The organism is Simplicispira metamorpha, from assembly GCF_004341365.1.
Classification (GTDB): Bacteria; Pseudomonadota; Gammaproteobacteria; order Burkholderiales; family Burkholderiaceae_C; genus Simplicispira; species Simplicispira metamorpha.
Map to the genome: position 1 here is coordinate 14,944 of NZ_SLXH01000039.1, position 13,343 is coordinate 28,286.

General features: G+C 64.9%; 17 protein-coding genes. 8 read left to right on the forward strand and 9 right to left on the reverse strand.

What is annotated here, in order from left to right:
- Nucleotides 1-15: 15 nt before the first annotated feature.
- Entirely contained in the window at nt 16-519 is a 504-nt protein-coding gene (locus EV674_RS16095) for an RrF2 family transcriptional regulator (RefSeq protein WP_119014611.1), read from the reverse strand.
- 94 nt (nt 520-613) lie between these two features.
- On the opposite strand from EV674_RS16095, the gene EV674_RS16100 reads away from it, so the two are divergent.
- Nucleotides 614-1,018, forward strand: a complete 405-nt coding sequence (locus tag EV674_RS16100; RefSeq protein ID WP_119014612.1) for a group III truncated hemoglobin — start codon at nt 614-616, stop codon at nt 1,016-1,018.
- Nucleotides 1,019-1,185: 167 nt separating this feature from the next.
- The gene (locus tag EV674_RS16105; protein WP_119014613.1) at nt 1,186-3,888 is read left to right on the forward strand and encodes a molybdopterin-dependent oxidoreductase; all 2,703 of its coding nucleotides are present in this window, start codon (nt 1,186-1,188) and stop codon (nt 3,886-3,888) included.
- A gap of 31 nt (nt 3,889-3,919) precedes the next feature.
- On the opposite strand, the gene EV674_RS16110 is transcribed toward EV674_RS16105, so the two are convergent.
- Entirely contained in the window at nt 3,920-4,300 is a 381-nt protein-coding gene (locus tag EV674_RS16110; protein ID WP_119014614.1) for a hypothetical protein, read from the reverse strand.
- Nucleotides 4,301-4,663: 363 nt separating this feature from the next.
- On the opposite strand from EV674_RS16110, the gene EV674_RS16115 reads away from it, so the two are divergent.
- The gene (locus tag EV674_RS16115; protein WP_119014615.1) at nt 4,664-5,170 is read left to right on the forward strand and encodes an ABC transporter substrate-binding protein; all 507 of its coding nucleotides are present in this window, start codon (nt 4,664-4,666) and stop codon (nt 5,168-5,170) included.
- A gap of 48 nt (nt 5,171-5,218) precedes the next feature.
- The gene (locus EV674_RS16120) at nt 5,219-6,004 is read left to right on the forward strand and encodes a MetQ/NlpA family ABC transporter substrate-binding protein (protein WP_119014616.1); all 786 of its coding nucleotides are present in this window, start codon (nt 5,219-5,221) and stop codon (nt 6,002-6,004) included.
- A gap of 86 nt (nt 6,005-6,090) precedes the next feature.
- Here the strand turns inward: EV674_RS16120 and EV674_RS16125 are convergent, their stop codons facing one another.
- The 5 genes from EV674_RS16125 to EV674_RS16145 all read right to left on the reverse strand — a co-directional run bounded on the left by EV674_RS16125 (nt 6,091) and on the right by EV674_RS16145 (nt 7,797).
- Nucleotides 6,091-6,417 (reverse strand): J domain-containing protein, encoded by a 327-nt coding sequence (locus EV674_RS16125; RefSeq protein WP_157983720.1) that lies wholly within the window; start codon nt 6,415-6,417, stop codon nt 6,091-6,093.
- An 86-nt stretch (nt 6,418-6,503) separates the two neighbouring features.
- The gene (locus EV674_RS16130; protein WP_119014618.1) at nt 6,504-6,746 is read right to left on the reverse strand and encodes a DUF3820 family protein; all 243 of its coding nucleotides are present in this window, start codon (nt 6,744-6,746) and stop codon (nt 6,504-6,506) included.
- Entirely contained in the window at nt 6,746-7,105 is a 360-nt protein-coding gene (locus EV674_RS16135; protein WP_119014619.1) for a translation initiation factor Sui1, read from the reverse strand. Before EV674_RS16135 ends, EV674_RS16130 begins: the two co-directional genes overlap by 1 nt.
- Entirely contained in the window at nt 7,102-7,278 is a 177-nt protein-coding gene (locus tag EV674_RS16140; RefSeq protein ID WP_119014620.1) for a YtxH domain-containing protein, read from the reverse strand. The genes EV674_RS16135 and EV674_RS16140 overlap by 4 nt, the downstream gene beginning before the upstream one ends.
- 36 nt (nt 7,279-7,314) lie before the next feature.
- Complete coding sequence (locus EV674_RS16145; protein ID WP_119014621.1) at nt 7,315-7,797, reverse strand: DUF2721 domain-containing protein; 483 nt, start codon at nt 7,795-7,797, stop codon at nt 7,315-7,317.
- A 117-nt stretch (nt 7,798-7,914) separates the two neighbouring features.
- Here EV674_RS16145 and EV674_RS16150 point away from each other — a divergent pair, with 117 nt between their 5' ends.
- Nucleotides 7,915-9,225: a DEAD/DEAH box helicase gene (locus tag EV674_RS16150; RefSeq protein WP_119014622.1), complete on the forward strand. Its 1,311-nt coding sequence runs from the start codon at nt 7,915-7,917 to the stop codon at nt 9,223-9,225.
- Here the strand turns inward: EV674_RS16150 and EV674_RS16155 are convergent.
- Complete coding sequence (locus EV674_RS16155) at nt 9,210-9,551, reverse strand: DUF6172 family protein (RefSeq protein WP_241525027.1); 342 nt, start codon at nt 9,549-9,551, stop codon at nt 9,210-9,212. The genes EV674_RS16150 and EV674_RS16155 overlap by 16 nt on opposite strands.
- 93 nt (nt 9,552-9,644) lie before the next feature.
- On the opposite strand from EV674_RS16155, the gene EV674_RS16160 reads away from it, so the two are divergent.
- Complete coding sequence (locus EV674_RS16160; protein ID WP_119014623.1) at nt 9,645-10,238, forward strand: 3'-5' exonuclease; 594 nt, start codon at nt 9,645-9,647, stop codon at nt 10,236-10,238.
- A 140-nt stretch (nt 10,239-10,378) separates the two neighbouring features.
- On the opposite strand, the gene EV674_RS16165 is transcribed toward EV674_RS16160, so the two are convergent.
- Nucleotides 10,379-11,569: an aminotransferase-like domain-containing protein gene (locus EV674_RS16165; RefSeq protein ID WP_119014624.1), complete on the reverse strand. Its 1,191-nt coding sequence runs from the start codon at nt 11,567-11,569 to the stop codon at nt 10,379-10,381.
- Between the two features lie 180 nt (nt 11,570-11,749).
- Here EV674_RS16165 and EV674_RS16170 point away from each other — a divergent pair, with 180 nt between their 5' ends.
- Nucleotides 11,750-12,268: a hypothetical protein gene (locus EV674_RS16170; protein WP_119014625.1), complete on the forward strand. Its 519-nt coding sequence runs from the start codon at nt 11,750-11,752 to the stop codon at nt 12,266-12,268.
- 132 nt (nt 12,269-12,400) lie between these two features.
- Nucleotides 12,401-13,042 carry an endonuclease III gene (gene nth / locus EV674_RS16175; protein WP_119014626.1) on the forward strand — a complete coding sequence of 214 codons (642 nt, stop codon included), beginning with the start codon at nt 12,401-12,403 and terminating at the stop codon, nt 13,040-13,042.
- The last annotated feature ends 301 nt before the right edge of the window (nt 13,043-13,343 follow it).

A 13,343-nucleotide genomic window follows, 5' to 3' on the forward strand; every position in this document is an offset into this window, starting at 1 on the left:
CGCGCGGCTGCCCGTTCAGGCATCGCCCTGCGGGGGCGGCTGGCGTGGTGTGCGCAACGGGTGCAGGGAAATCAGGGCCGCCACGGGCGAACCCGTCGGCGGCCACAGCGGCTGGGGCGTGTCCAGGTCGGCCAGCGTCACGCCGTCAAGCACCGCCAAAAACGCCCGCATGGCCTGCGCCAGCACACCGTGCAAATGGCAGTGGCTGCCCAGGCAACATTGGTTGGTGCGGGGGTCAAAGCATTCGACCAGATGGAAGTCGGTTTCGGTGCTGCGCACGACCGCACCCACGTTGATGTCGTGCGCGGGCTTCATCAGCCGCATGCCGCCGCCGCGCCCCCGGGTGGTCTCCAGCAGGCCCTGGGCCGCCAGTTCTTGCACGATTTTGGTCAGATGGCTGCGCGAGATGCCGTGGCTTTGCGCCACCTCACTGATGGTCACCGGCTGCTCGCGGCCCTGGCAGGCGGCGCAGTACATCAGCACGCGCAGGGTGTAGTCAGTCCATTGGGTCAGCCGCATGGGTGATTCCAGACATCAGGAATAAAGTGCATTGCGTGCAAATTCTAGGCGTCTAAAATATTCACGATAGATGCATCTTTAGAAAGCCATCCCTATGCACACCCCCACCACCGACAGCATCACCGCGCTGGTACACGGCTTTTATGCCGACGTGCGCGCCGACCCTTTGCTGGGCCCCGTGTTTGAAGACGCCCTGCGCGACCACTGGGAGTCGCACCTGGCGCGCATGGTGGACTTCTGGAGCACGGTGGTGCTGGGCAGCAAAAGCTTCAGCGGCAACGTGTTTGCCAAGCACATGGCGCTGCAAGGCGTGACGCCAGCGCACTTTGCCGCCTGGGTACGGCTGTGGGGCCAGCACACCGAGCGGCTGTTTGCCCCCGAAGTGGCCCGCGAGCTACAGCTGGTAGCACACGGTATCGCCCGCAACCTGTTCCGGGGCTACTTTGGCACGCTGCCCGCGTTCGACAGCACCGAAAAAGAGGCCCACAGCGGGCACTGAAAACTCCTATTTTGATAGCTGCAAGCGCTTTACTGTAGAGGCTTGCAGCCATTTTTTATCCATACCCAGGGCCATGGCAGGCACGGCCAATACACAGGCCATCCCCTCTTGATACAGCTTGTGACTTGCTGCTTAATGAAGCGCACTTTCACGCAAGGAGGCATCCCATGAACTTCACACGACGCCAATGGATGGGGGCAGGCGCAGCAGGCATGCTGGGCACCGTCGCTACCGGGATGAAGCTCAACCCCCTGGCACAGGCCATGGCGGCCACGGAGATGGATGCCAACGCGCAGTTGGCAGCACTGAAATCCTTTACCGGCAAGGTGCCGCACGCCACCCACTACGGCCCACTGGTGGCCACGGTGGAGCAAGGCCGCATCGTCCACATTGAGGCGCAGGCCAGCGACAAAATGCCCACCGCCATGCTGACCGAAGGGGTGCTCGATCGCACTTACGACAAAACCCGCGTGGTTGGCCCCATGGTGCGCAAGTCGTACCTGGAGTGGGAGCAAAACGGTCGCAAAGGCAGCAACAAGCCCGAGCTGCGCGGCAAAGACGAGTGGGTGCAGGTGGGCTGGGACACGGCCTTGGGCCTGACCGCCAAGGCCATCCTCGACACCATTGAAAAATACGGCAACGAAGGGTGCTTTTCCAGCTCGTATGGCGGCTGGTCGCACGCCGGCATCTTCCGGCCCAACGTGTTGCAGGGGCGCTTTTTCAACCTGCTGGGCGGCTCGTCCATGACCACGGGCGACTATTCCGCCGGAGCCGGTCAGGTCATCATGCCCATGGTGATTGGCGACATGGAGGTGTATTCGGCCCAGACCGCCTGGGAGCAGCTGCGCGACCACACCGAGCTGGTGGTGTTTGTGGGCTGCGACCCCGACAAAAACAACCGCATCGAATACACCGTGCCCGACCACGAGATGTACAGCGGCTGGGAAGCCATCAAAAAAGCAGGCTGCCGATTCATCTCCATCAACCCGCAGGTGACCACCACCGACGAGAAGATGGGCTCGGAGTGGGTGCGCATCATCCCCAACACCGACACCGCCCTGTTCATGGCCATGGGCTACCACCTGCTCAGCCAGAACAAGCACAACCAGGCTTTCATCGACAAATACACGGTGGGCTTTGACAAATACCGCGCCCACCTCGAAGGCAAAGACGGCACGCCACCCAAAACACCCGCCTGGGCCGCCAAAATCACCGGCATTCCAGCCGCCAAAATCCGCGCAATGGCCGAGCTGATGGCGTCCAAGCGCACGCAGCTGTGCGGCTCCTGGGCCATACAGCGCGCCCACCACGGCGAGATGCCCTACTGGGCCATCGTCAACTTTGCCTGCATTCTGGGCAACATCGGCCTGCCCGGCCAGGGCGTGGGCTTTAGCTGGCACTACGGCGGCGGCGGCATGCCGCAATCGGGCGGCACCGCGCCCACGGGCCTGTCGCAAGGGCGCAACCCGGTGAAAAAGATTTGCCCGGCCTCGCGCATCAGCGAAATGCTGCTCAACCCCGGCCAGGAGTTCACCTACAACGGCAGCAAATACACCTACCCCCAGGCCAAGCTGATTTACAACGCGGGCAACAACGCCTTCTCGCACCAGCAAGACCTGAACGAGCTGGCGCGCGCCATCCACAGCGTGGATACCATCATCTGCCAGGAGCCCTGGTGGAATGGCTCAGCGCGCTGGGCCGACATCGTGCTGGCGGCCACCACCACCGTGGAGCGCAACGACATCACCTCGGCGGGTACCTACAGCATCGACAAGGTCTATGCGATGAAGCAAATCATCGCGCCGCAGTTTGATGCGCTGGACGATTTTGAAATTTTCCGCCGCCTGGCGTCGCTGTGCGGCGTCGAGTACGCCTTCACCGAAGGCAAAACGCAGATGGACTACGTCAAGGCCGCCTACGAGGCCAGCAGCGCGGCCCCGCACATGCCCTTTGACCAATTCTGGGCCGAAGGCATGGCACGCATCCCGGTGCCACCAGAGGCCCACAAGTGGGTGCGCCACGGTGACTTCCGCGCCGACCCGGCCAAGCACCCGCTGCACACCACCAGCGGCAAGATCGAGATGTACTCCTCCACCATCGCCAAGATGAACATCCCCGACATGCCGCCCATGCCCACCTGGCAAGAGCCGGGCGAGTACCTGGGCAACGCGCGCAAGGGCCAGGTGCATGTGGTCAGCCCGCACCCCTACTGGCGCCTGCACTCGCAGATGAACAACTCCGAGCGGCTGCGCAAGCGCTACACCATCCAGACGCGCGAACCGCTGACCATCAGCGTAGAAGACGCCAAGCAGCACAACATCCGCAACGGCGACCTGGTGGAGCTCTACAACGAGCGCGGTGCGGTGGTGGTGGGCGCGCGCGTGTCCGACAAAATCATGCCCGGCGTGGTCAGCCTGTACGAGGGCGCCTGGCCGCAACTCGACAGCAAAGGCCGCTGCAACAACGGCTTGGTCAACTTCCTCACCTCCAGCCGGCGCGCCAGCGGCCTGACGCAGGCCACCACGGCCAACACCTGCATTGCCTCCCTGCGCAAATGCACCGATGCCGATCCGGGTGGCACCAAAGCCTTCGATCCGCCCAAGATCGTCAAGAGCAACATCCAGTTTGACGAGAAGTTTTTTGGCGTGGAGCGGGCCGCCGCGCTGCGCGAAAAAGCCACCGCCTCAATGTCGCCCGCTGAAAAAATCTTCTACCAGCGCTGCACCGTCTGCCACGGCCCGCGCGACCCCGGCCACTTCACCGAAAAGCAGTGGCAAGGCATCACGCCCAGCATGTTCCAGCGCGCGGGTCTGAACGCTGACGAGCAAAAAATCGTGCTCGATTTCCTGCTGCAAAACGCCAAGCACTGAGCACCGCGCCGCCAAGCACTGCAAGCGGGCTTCAGCGCGGCGGGGTGGTGTCGTCGGCGTCTTTGGCATCCTGAGGCAGATCGTCAGCCGCATCTGCGCTGTCTGGATGCACCATTTCGCCAGCGGCACTGCCGCCCAGCGCACCCGCCACAGAGCCAAGCGTGCCGCCCACCAGCACGCCCAGCGGCCCGGCAACCACAGCACCCACAACGGCGCCCGCTGCCATGCCAGCCACAGCGCCGCCGCCCATCAGGGCGGATTTTGATTCCCGCTCGGCTTCGCCCGGTTCAAGGGCAAATTGCGCAGCATCGGCCGGGTCCTGCGACGGAACCCCGTGGCCCACAACGGCCTGCTCGACAAGGTCGGGGTCTACCAGTTTGGCTTCTTTCGGTTCGGGGGGAGATGAGTTCATGTGCGCTCCTTGGGGAGTTAACGTGCAGACGGGCGGGACGCTCGCTGCAACCCTGTTGTAACCCCCGCACCCCGGCGCCGGTGTGGGCCCAAAGACCGTGGCACCGTCAGACAACACCCGGTGGCACCAGCACACAAACGCTTCTGATTTAATAGCTTATAGCGCGCAGTGGTATTGGGCCAGAAGCCAAAAACACCTCCTAAAATCACCGCGCCGGGCACCCCATTACCCCGCGCAGCGCTTGGAAAACGGACGCCTGCCCCCATGTGTGTCCCATTCCCGCCGCTGCGGGTTTTGCGCTATTGCAACGCTGGGCGGCTGCACAGTTCCCTCTCCTGATCCCTCTTGACCTAGGAAAACCTTGTGAACATTTCTTTTCGCACCACCGCTGGCGTGATTGCCCTGACCATTGCCTCGCTGGCCGTGCCCTCGCTGGCGCACGCCAAGCGCTTTGGCAAATCGGTGGCGCCCGCACGCATCGGCAAAGCCCCGGCAGCGCCTGCCACCCCCGTGGCCCCCACCGCCAACCGGGCAGCCCCTGCTACGCCCGCAACACCAGCCACACCCGCAGCAGCCGCTGCACCAGTCGCTGCCACCCCTGCGGCAGCGCCAGCACCCGCCGCAGCCGCCGCCCCCGGTGGTTCGGGAATGATGGGCACCTTGGGCGCAGCCGCCGTGGGTGCTGTGGCCGGTTCACTGGCTGGCAACGCCCTGGCCGGCGCCATGGCCCCCGACAAAGAAGCCAAAGCCAAAGAGGAAGAAGCCAAAGCCCTGGCCGCTGAAAAAGAAGCCCAGGAACTGCAAAAAAAGGCCGATGAAGCCAAGCAAAAAGCCGAAGCCGCCCGCGCCGCTGCCGCTGTGGCCAAGTAAGCCGCAGGCCTGCACCTTGCCCCACCCTGTTACTGCCCCACCCTACCCATGCTGAAAAAAACCCTCTCCGCCCTGGCCATCGCCACCCTCGCTCTCAGCGCCCATGCTGCCGACGTGCTCAAAGTGGCCGCCACTGCCGTGCCCCACGCTGAACTGCTCAACTTCGTCAAACCCCAGCTCAAAGCCCAGGGCGTGGACTTGCAAGTGCGCGAGTTCAGCGACTACGTGCAGCCCAACGCCGCCGTCGAAGACAAGCAGCTCGATGCCAACTTCTTTCAGCACCAGCCCTACCTGGACAGCTACAACAAAGACCGCAAAAGCAGCCTGGTGATGGTGCCCGGCGGCAAGATCCACGTCGAACCCTTTGGCGCCTACAGCCAGAAGATCAAGAACGTGAAAGACCTGAAAGATGGCGCTACCGTGGCCATCCCCAACGACCCCTCCAACGGGGGCCGCGCCCTGCTGCTGCTGGCCAGCCAGGGGCTGATCGAACTCAAAGACCCCAAGAGCCTCACCCCCACGCCGCTGGACGTGGTGAAAAACCCGAAAAAGCTCAAGTTCAAAGAGCTGGAAGCGCCCTTGCTGCCGCGCGCCCTGGCCGATGTGGACATGGCCTTGATCAACACCAACTACGCCATCGAAGCCAAGCTCAACCCCACCAAGGATGCGCTGTTCATTGAAGGCGCCGATTCGCCCTACACCAACATCGTGGCCGCCCGCGCCGACCGCGCCAACGACCCGGTGATCCAGAAGCTGATCAAGGCGCTGCACACGCCCGAGGTGAAGAAGTTCATCCAGGACAAATACAAAGGCGCCGTGGTTCCCGCGTTCTGAGCAGGCACACCGCCCCACGCAAAAGCGCTGCCTCTGGCAGCGCTTTTTTGTTGGCCCGCCCCAGGCGCATGCGAACCCACAGGAAGCTACAAGGGGCGAAACCCGAAGGGCCGCGCCTGCCCCGGCGCCGCAGCAAACGCGCTGGCCGCACTGGCTGGCGCGCGCGCACCACGGCGCTCATGGGTGTGGCCGTGCAGGCCGGATTTGCGGTCGTAGTCCAGGCGCGCGACCGGGTCTGACAAGATGGCATAGGCCCGGTTGATCTGGGCCAGACGGTCATTGGCATGTTCGGTGCCCTGGTGTTTGTCCGGGTGGCAATGCTGCACCAGACAGCGGTAAGCGGCCTTGATGACCTGCGCACGGGCGCGCGGGCTGACCTCCAACACCTCATACAGTGTGTGCTCAACGTGCATGGCATGGCCCCGGTTACTGACGGACAAGGCCCAGTATCCAGCCATCGCCCCTGGCGCATCAACTGCCAGAGCGTCTCAAAACGTATTCAGGGCTCTTGCGCGCGCGGGGGCAATCCGGCGCCAGCGCGCAAAGGCTGCAACAAATCGGACAGGGCGTTGTGGTCAATCTCGTACATCAGCGCCAGCAGGCGCCCGATGTCGCCGTGCGGAAAGCCTTGGCGGGCAAACCAATGCAGGTAGCTGCCCGGCAGGTCGGCAATCAGGCGCCCCTGGTATTTGCCGTAGGGCATGCGCACCGTAATCAGGCGCTGGAGCTGGGCCGCGTCCATCAGCCGCCTGCGCGTTTGACGGTGTGGCCGGATTTTTTCAGGGCCTCGATCACGCGCTCTACGTGGTCGCCCTGCACTTCGATGGTGCCGTCCTTGACGGTACCGCCGCTGCCGCAGGCCGCCTTGAGCTGCTTGCCCACCTGGGCCAGCGCTTCACCCCCCAACAGCAAGCCCGTGACCACCGTCACAGCCTTGCCACCGCGCCCCTTGGTCTGGCGCGAGACACGCACGATGCCATCGCCCACGGGCGCGGCAGCGGCCTTGCACACGCACTGCGCCTGCGGCTGGCGGCAGTCGGGGCACATGCGACCGTGGTCGGTGGAATAGACCAGGCCGCCCAGACTGGACAGCCCCTTCATTTGCGCCGCCCCGAGTCGGGGGCAAAAAACAGCGTCAGGCCCACGCCAATCAGCACCAGCGGCCACCAGACCCTGACCAACTCCCACAGGCTGATGTCGATGAGCCCGAGGTTGTTCAGCAAAAAGAACAGCCCCACCAGTACCAGCACGATGGCTGCAACGTTGCCTCTCATGAAAACTCCTCCGGTTGTGTGTATGGGCAGACCGCCTCAGCGCCGGGCGGGCGGCACAGGCAGCGCAGGCGGTGTGCGCAGCATGTGGAAATTGAGCAGGCGGGTGGCCATCACGGTTTCGACAAAAAACAGCACCAGCGCCAGCAAAAACGACACCACGCCCGTCAGAAAGCTGCCCAGTGCCCAGGTGTGGCCGCGCAAATTGGTGGTTTCGCCCAGAAACAGCAGCACGATGGTCAGCCCGATCAGAAAACCGCACAGCGTCAGCAGGCCGATGCAGCCATTGGCCATGCGCCCCCGGGTGCGCAGGTAGCCCAGCTCCAGCACGGCGTGCTCCAGCGATTCGGGGTCGTCCTGGTGGCGCACGCGCTCTTCCACCACCCGGGCGCGGTCAATGATGCGCGCCAGCCGCCCGGCCACCGCGCCGATCATGCCGGCCACCGCCGTGAGCAAAAACACCGGCGCCACAGACAACTGGATGCTGTGGGTGATGCTGGAGGAGTCGATGGACAAAGGCATACGGGACGGGGTATCGCGCTGGATGGGGCACTTGGCACAGGCCGGGGTGTGGATTATCGGGGCAGCGTGCCCACGGCGGTGGCGCACAATCGCCCGCTGACATTTTTCTGCCACACCATGCCTTTTGCCTCCCTTGGTCTTTCTCCGGCCCTGTGCCGCGCCGCCAGCGAACTGGGCTTTACCACGCCCACCCCCGTGCAAACGCAGGCCATTGCGGCCATTGTGCGCGGCGCCGATGTCTGGGCCAGCGCCCAGACCGGCTCGGGCAAAACCGCCGCTTTTGCCCTGCCCGCACTGCAACAGCACCAAACGCTGATGCTGGCGCCGCGCACCGGCGGCGCGCGCCGCGCCCACACCCTGATCGTGGTGCCCACGCGCGAGCTGGCTGCCCAGGTGGGCGAGGTGCTGCGCAGCCTGGGCCAGCACCTAGCGCAGCCGCCCAAAGTGGCAGTGGTGTTTGGCGGTGTCTCTATCAACCCGCAAATGCTGGCCCTGCGCGGCGGTGCCGATATGGTGGTGGCCACGCCCGGGCGCCTGCTGGACTTGGTGGCGCACAACGCCCTCAAGCTCTCTGCCGTGCAACTGCTGGTGCTGGACGAGGCCGACCGCCTGCTCGACCTGGGCTTTGCCGACGAACTGAACCGTGTGCTGGCGCTGCTGCCCGCGCAGCGGCAAAACCTGTTCTTCTCGGCCACGTTTCCGGAAAGCGTGCAGGCGCTGGCGCAAAGCCTGCTGCACGAACCCGTGCGCATCGAAGTGGCGCCCAGCGAGGGCGCCGAAGAAGGCAGCGGCGCCACCATCTTGCAGCGCGCCATCGCTGTGGACGACAAACGCCGCACGCAGCTGCTGCTGAAACTCATCAAAGACGAGGGCTGGGAGCGCGTGCTGGTGTTCGTTGCCACCAAATACGCCGCTGAACATGTCGCAGAAAAGCTCTACCGTGCCAAGGTGTTTGCCACGCCCTTCCACGGCGATTTGAGCCAGGGCGCACGCACGCAGGTGCTCGACGAGTTCAAAGCCGAGCGCTGGCAGGTGGTGGTCACTACCGACTTGGCTGCGCGCGGCATCGACATTGCGCAACTGCCCGTGGTGGTCAACTACGACCTGCCGCGCTCAGCGGTGGACTACGTTCACCGCATTGGTCGCACGGGCCGCGCGGGCGAAAGCGGCCTGGCCGTGACCTTGGTCACGCCCGCCAGCCAGGCGCACTGGCACCTGATAGAAAAGCGCCAGCACCTGAGCCTGCCGCTGGAGCACATCGCCGGTTTTGAGCCGCTGGAAGTGGCACCGCCCGCGCAGCCGGGCAGCAGCAACGGCGGCGTGAAAGGGCTGCGCCCCAGCAAAAAAGACAAGCTGCGGGCCGCGCAGGCCGCAGCAGCGGCAGCGGCCAACACCGCTGCCGACGGCGGGCCTCAATCGCCCACGTAAGGCGCGGCGGTGGGAGGCTCGATCACCTCGCCGTCTTTGGGTGGCGGCGTTTTGCGCTGGCCGGGGCAGGCCAGAATTTGCACATAAAACTGCGCCGCGCCCGCCTTGGCCAGGGCATCGACCTGGGCGATCAGCTCACCCACGCGCACCGGCACGGCCTCTTCTTTGGTCAGGCCCAGCAGGCAGTCAAAGTCCCAGTAATCGGCGCCCTCGGGCAGGGCGCGGCTGCGCTCGCGCTTGAGGTATTTGCGGATGTCATGTTTGGTGGCATCAAGCAGGCGGTCGGGGTGCTTGCCTTCGATGTGGAGCGGGAATGTTTTGCGCATGAAAGTCCTTCAGTGGCGGTAAAAAAATCGCCCTGGATGGACGTGCTATGGGGGCGTGGATGATACGGCGTTATCCTGGCGCAGGACTTTTGCATGCACACCACCCACCCCACCCCCAGCAAAGAGCAGATTGCGCTGCTTGAACCCTTTGAACGCCTTGGCCTGGAGCACATCACCCTGGTCAGCACCCCCCAGCAGGCCGAACACGCCTGCACCGCGCTGGCCGCAGCGCCGGTGTGGGGGTTTGATACCGAATCCAAACCCACCTTTGCCAAAAACGAAGCCTCCGAAGGCCCGCACATCGTGCAACTGGCCACGCCCGAGCGCGCCTGGGTGTTCCAGCTGCACGACCGCGATTGCCGCGCGCTGGTCGCTGACCTGCTGGCACGCGCCGGCGTGACCAAGGCCGGTTTTGGCCTGGGCGATGACCGCAAACGCATCAGCGCCAAGCTGGGCGTGGAACCCGCTGGCGTGCTGGAGCTGAACGCCGTATTCCGCCAGCGCGGCTACCGCAAGGACATGGGCGTGAAGGGCGCGGTGGCCGTGCTGTTCAACCGGCGCTTTCTCAAATCCAAAAAAGCCGCCACCTCCAACTGGGCCAACCCGCAGCTGACCGAATCGCAGCTGCTTTACGCGGCCAACGACGCCTGGGCGGCGGTGCGCGTGTTCCAGGCGCTGGGGCTGTAACAGCCTGCCGCTGCCGGGCATGGGCATGGCCTACAGCGGGGAAGACGCCACACCGAAAAATCAAGCCAAATCGGCCTCCAGCCCTTGTGCAGTGGGCGCTACCAGCTATTGATTAAATAGCAAATAGCGCCAGCAGCGGCCTACAGCGCCTGCGCCAGCCGCGCCACGCCTTCGCGGATTTTGGCCACGTCGGCGGTGGCAAACGACAGGCGCAACGTGGCGGGGTCGGGGTTTTGCGCAAAGAACGGCGTGCCGGGCACAAAGGCCACGCCTTTTTCAATCGCGGCCTTGGCCAGCGCGGTGGCGTCCTGCTGCTTGCCACCGGCGCCCGTCAAGCGCAGCCAGACAAACAGGCCACCCTGGGGCTGCACAAACTCCACGGCGTCGCCCAGCTCCTGGCGCAGCGCATCGCACAGCGCCTGGGCGCGCTCGGCGTACACCGCGCGCACGTTGGCCAGCGTGGCGGGCATGCGGCCCGCCTTGAGGTACTGCGCCGCCGTGGCCTGGGCAAAGGTGCTGGTGTGCGCGTCGCTGAACTGCTTGCACATCACCGCCTTGGCCAGCAGCTCGGGCGGGGCAATCAGCCAGCCCACGCGCAGGCCGGGGCTGAGCACCTTGCTCAAGCTGCCGCAGTGCGCCAGCCAGTCGCGGCTGCCGGGCACCTCGTGCGACAAGGCCAGCAGGCTGGGCGGTGGCGCCTCGCCAAAGTACAGGTCGCCGTAGGGGTCGTCTTCGACCAGCAGCGTCTGGTATTTGACGGCCAGCTCCAGCACCTTTTTGCGCCGCGCCAGGCTCAGGGTGGCGCCGCTGGGGTTACCAAAGGTGGGAATCAAATACACCAGCTTGGGGCGGTGCTCGGCGATGAGCTTTTCGAGCGCATCCACCTGCACGCCATCGCCATCGATGGGCGCGCTGATGACCTCGGCGCCATACAGCCGAAAGCACTGGATGGTGGCCAGAAACGTCGGGCCTTCCACAATCACCTTGTCGCCGGGGCCGATCATGGTTTTGCCCAGCAAATCCAGCGCCTGCTGGCTGCCGGTGGTGACGATGAGCTGCTCGGGTGCCACGCCCTGCGCGCCCTTGCTGGCCATGAAGGCGCTGAGCTGCTCGCGCAGGGGCTGGTAGCCCTCGGTGGCGCCGTATTGCAGGGCGGCGCCGGGCTCCTCGGTCAGTGCGCGCTCAGTGGCGGCGCGGATGCCGTCCACGTCAAACATGGCGCTGTCTGGAAAACCCCCGGCAAAGCTGATGATGCCGGGCTTGCCCAGCAGTTTGAAGAGTTCGCGGATGGCAGAGGTTTCGACATTGTTCAGGCGGTCGGCAAATTGCATGGGCGGGGCTTTCTCAAAGGCAGGTAAGAAAGGGCAATTTTGACAGCCCGGCGGCGCACACCGGGCGCTGCGCTGTGTCGGCGCCGTCCTGCACCGGCTGGCGCCCGGCGCCGACGCGCCAGCGGCCCGGGCGCGGGCATGCTGGCGGCTGCACCACCCACTTTGACCGAAAGAACCACCATGCATTTTCAGCGCCTGAATTTCCAAAGCCTTTTGCGCCCCCTGCAAGCGGGCGTGATCGCCTCTGCCGCCTTCCTGATGCTCCCGGCCACGGCGCAAATGCCGCCACCGGCCAGCGCCCCCACCGCGGCCAGCACCGACACCACCACCGCCGCCCCCATGCCACCGCCCGCCGCCCAGCGCATGCCGCGCAAGCACTACCGGGGCGACGGCCACCACCACCCGCGCCACCACCGCGCCGGGCCACGCCAGGCCCGGGAATCGTGCATGCAAGACTGCCGTGACCAGCGCCAGGGCGCCTACGGCGGCGAACCCGCCAACGTGGGCCGCATGGTCAACGACCGCCCCCACACCATGACCGAATACGAACGCAACGCCCTCGCCCGCTGCGACGTGTTCAAAACCCGGCCCGAGCACCGCGCCTGCGTAGAACGCCTGCAACAACCCGCGCAGGGCAGCGTGGAAGGCGGCGGGCTGCTGCGCGAATACTCTTACGAAGTGCCCGCAGAGCCGCGCTGACACACAGCGCACCGCACCAGCGCGCCCCGGTATCAGCGGGGGCAGGGCCAGGGCGGTGCTGCGGGACAATGGTGTCCAAGCACCGCCATATACCGCAGCACCACCCACCCTGCCCCCGCTTCCTTTTGCCCTATGACACCTGCGCAAATCCACGCCTTTTTTGCCGCCCTCCAGGCGGCCAACCCCCAGCCCCAGACCGAACTGGAATACACCAGCGTGTTCGAGCTGCTCACCGCCGTGCTGCTGTCGGCCCAGGCCACCGATGTGGGCGTGAACAAGGCCACGCGCAGATTGTTTCTGGTGGCCAACACACCGCAGGCCATCATCGACCTGGGGCCAGAGCGGCTGGAGGGCTACATCAAAACGATAGGGCTGTACCGCAGCAAGGCCCGGCACCTCATGGCCACCTGCCACATCCTGGTGGAGCAGCATGGCGGCGTGGTGCCCCGCACGCGCGAGGCGCTGGAGCAACTGCCCGGCGTGGGCCGCAAAACCGCCAACGTGGTGCTGAACGTGGCCTTTGGCCAGCCCACCATGGCGGTGGACACGCACCTGTTCCGCGTCAGCAACCGCACCGGCCTGGCGCCGGGCAAAACGCCGCTGGCCGTAGAAAAGCAGCTGTTGCAGCGCGTGCCCACCCAGTACGCCGTGGACGCCCACCACTGGCTGATTTTGCTGGGCCGCTACGTCTGCCAGGCGCGCAAACCACGCTGCTGGGAATGCGTGGCCGCCCCGCACTGCGATTTTGAGCCGAAAACGCTATCAGTTAAATAGCTGCTAGCGCTTGCTGCGCAAGGCTTGGGGGCCTAAAACACCTTTGAATAGCGGGCATCGGCTGGATGCTGGCTGTGGGAACCGTGGCGCTGCACGGAGGGGGGCCTGCGGATGGCGAGCCCAAAGAGCTGGTTTGCTGGGAGGAAATTCTGAGACGTGGCGGCAAACGACCCCAAGGTGACGGTCAGCACTTTGGAAAGCCGACCTTTATTAATTAGAAACAAAACGACTTGAAATATTTCTGATTACCCGGATGTTGTCTTGATGAAACTGACCGACATGAGAAAGCTCAGTCCTGCGG

What these genes read in the sequence shown, in the direction of transcription:
- EV674_RS16120 (WP_119014616.1), top strand. Translation starts at nt 5,219, where the DNA reads ATGCTGAAAAAAACCCTCTCCGCCCTGGCCATCGCCACCCTCGCTCTC.
- EV674_RS16130 (WP_119014618.1), bottom strand. Translation starts at nt 6,746, where the DNA reads ATGGACGCGGCCCAGCTCCAGCGCCTGATTACGGTGCGCATGCCCTAC.
- EV674_RS16165 (WP_119014624.1), bottom strand. Translation starts at nt 11,569, where the DNA reads ATGCAATTTGCCGACCGCCTGAACAATGTCGAAACCTCTGCCATCCGC.
- nth (WP_119014626.1), top strand. Translation starts at nt 12,401, where the DNA reads ATGACACCTGCGCAAATCCACGCCTTTTTTGCCGCCCTCCAGGCGGCC.
- EV674_RS16095 (WP_119014611.1), bottom strand. Translation starts at nt 519, where the DNA reads ATGCGGCTGACCCAATGGACTGACTACACCCTGCGCGTGCTGATGTAC.
- EV674_RS16155 (WP_241525027.1), bottom strand. Translation starts at nt 9,551, where the DNA reads ATGCGCAAAACATTCCCGCTCCACATCGAAGGCAAGCACCCCGACCGC.
- EV674_RS16100 (WP_119014612.1), top strand. Translation starts at nt 614, where the DNA reads ATGCACACCCCCACCACCGACAGCATCACCGCGCTGGTACACGGCTTT.
- EV674_RS16150 (WP_119014622.1), top strand. Translation starts at nt 7,915, where the DNA reads ATGCCTTTTGCCTCCCTTGGTCTTTCTCCGGCCCTGTGCCGCGCCGCC.
- EV674_RS16135 (WP_119014619.1), bottom strand. Translation starts at nt 7,105, where the DNA reads ATGAAGGGGCTGTCCAGTCTGGGCGGCCTGGTCTATTCCACCGACCAC.
- EV674_RS16125 (WP_157983720.1), bottom strand. Translation starts at nt 6,417, where the DNA reads ATGCACGTTGAGCACACACTGTATGAGGTGTTGGAGGTCAGCCCGCGC.
- EV674_RS16140 (WP_119014620.1), bottom strand. Translation starts at nt 7,278, where the DNA reads ATGAGAGGCAACGTTGCAGCCATCGTGCTGGTACTGGTGGGGCTGTTC.
- EV674_RS16170 (WP_119014625.1), top strand. Translation starts at nt 11,750, where the DNA reads ATGCATTTTCAGCGCCTGAATTTCCAAAGCCTTTTGCGCCCCCTGCAA.
- EV674_RS16145 (WP_119014621.1), bottom strand. Translation starts at nt 7,797, where the DNA reads ATGCCTTTGTCCATCGACTCCTCCAGCATCACCCACAGCATCCAGTTG.
- EV674_RS16110 (WP_119014614.1), bottom strand. Translation starts at nt 4,300, where the DNA reads ATGAACTCATCTCCCCCCGAACCGAAAGAAGCCAAACTGGTAGACCCC.
- EV674_RS16160 (WP_119014623.1), top strand. Translation starts at nt 9,645, where the DNA reads ATGCACACCACCCACCCCACCCCCAGCAAAGAGCAGATTGCGCTGCTT.
- EV674_RS16105 (WP_119014613.1), top strand. Translation starts at nt 1,186, where the DNA reads ATGAACTTCACACGACGCCAATGGATGGGGGCAGGCGCAGCAGGCATG.